This window comes from Streptacidiphilus sp. MAP5-3, assembly GCF_041262505.1.
Taxonomy (GTDB): Bacteria; Actinomycetota; Actinomycetes; order Streptomycetales; family Streptomycetaceae; genus Streptacidiphilus.
Genome location: NZ_JBGCCL010000072.1, coordinates 1 through 1,258, shown reverse-complemented (window position 1 = coordinate 1,258; position 1,258 = coordinate 1). Strand labels below are relative to the sequence as shown.

At 67.2% G+C, this 1,258-nt stretch carries 2 protein-coding genes; both read right to left on the bottom strand.

Features of this window, described 5'->3' with window-relative positions; all coding sequences use genetic code 11:
- Positions 1-18 precede the first annotated feature (18 nt).
- Positions 19-702, bottom strand: a complete 684-nt coding sequence (locus ABH928_RS36465; RefSeq protein ID WP_370073054.1) for an IS630 family transposase — start codon at positions 700-702, stop codon at positions 19-21.
- Positions 699-1,106 carry a helix-turn-helix domain-containing protein gene (locus ABH928_RS36460; RefSeq protein WP_370073053.1) on the bottom strand — a complete coding sequence of 136 codons (408 nt, stop codon included), beginning with the start codon at positions 1,104-1,106 and terminating at the stop codon, positions 699-701. Before ABH928_RS36460 ends, ABH928_RS36465 begins: the two co-directional genes overlap by 4 nt.
- Between the last annotated feature and the right edge of the window lie 152 nt (positions 1,107-1,258).

Sequence of the window (1,258 nt, the reverse complement as noted above, 5' to 3'; positions counted from 1 at the left end):
CTAGTAGATTGTCGCAGCTTAATTTCGCTGTGTGGTGGGGTAGAGGTGGCGTAGTTTCACGCGTGCGTCGTCGGTGGTGAAGTGCCAGTCGACTTGGCGCTGGTTGCTGTTGGTGTGCTGCTGCCAGGCGGTGAGTTCGCTGTTGAGCACGTCAAGGTCGTCGATGCGGCGGTCCAGGCACTGGCGGGTAAGCGCGGAAAGCTCGATCTCGGCGATGTTCAGCCAGGACCCGTGTTTGGGGGTGTGGTGGATCTCCAGGCGCTGGGCCAGGGCGAAGGCCTTGCCCGGGTCGAACGCCTCGTAGAGCGAGGCGGTGGTGTGGGTGTTGAGGTTGTCCATCACCAGCACGACCGTGGCGGCGTCGGGGTAGTCCACGGTCAGCAGGCGCTCGACCTGGTGCGCCCAGTCGACCCTGGTCCGGCGGGGCTGTGCGTCCACACGCCGCCATCCGCGCAGCGGCTCGACCCAGCAGAAGATCGAGCAGGTCCCCGAGCGGACGTACTCGTTGTCCTCGCGCCGGTCGCGGCCCGGCCTCGCGGGAAGCGGATCGCGGACGTGGCCGAGCAGCTGGTACGGCTTCTCGTCCATGCACACCACCGGGCGCGCCGGATCGAAGGGGCGGCGGTAGACGGCCAGGACGTCCTCCATCGCCGCGGCGAAGGCCGCGTTCGCAGCCGGCGGGATGGTCCAGCACTTCTTCACGTGAGGGCGCAGTTCCGTTTTTTTAACACCCGGCCGATCGTGGAGTGGTCCAGATCCGGGATGTCCTGGACCAGCGCGACGTGCTTCTCCAGCAGGCGCAGCGACCACCGGGCGTATCCCTTGGGCGGCGTCGAGCAGGCCAGCGCGATCAGCCTCGCCTCGACCTCGCCAGTCACCGCAGAGGGCACCGGCGGGAACGCGCGTTCCTTCCGGCCGATCGTGGCCCACACATCGCCGCCGGTCTCCGCGTACCGCTTCGAGATCAGGCGGACCGAATCGCACGAGACCCCGACCCGCTCCGCGATCACGGTCCGTGGAGCGACCTCGCCGACCGAGGTGTCCAGCGCGAGCAGCACCCGCGCCCGCCTGATCATCGACGCGCTGCGGACCCCAGTCGTCGTCACGCGCACCAACGCCTGACGCTCTTCGACGCTCAACACAACCGGATACTTCTTCTGCGAGGACACGGCACCCCTGCCTGGCCGGACGAAAGCGACAAGGGGATTCTGCCCAACTCCACCAACCAGAACGACACTTAGCCGCGACAATCTACTAG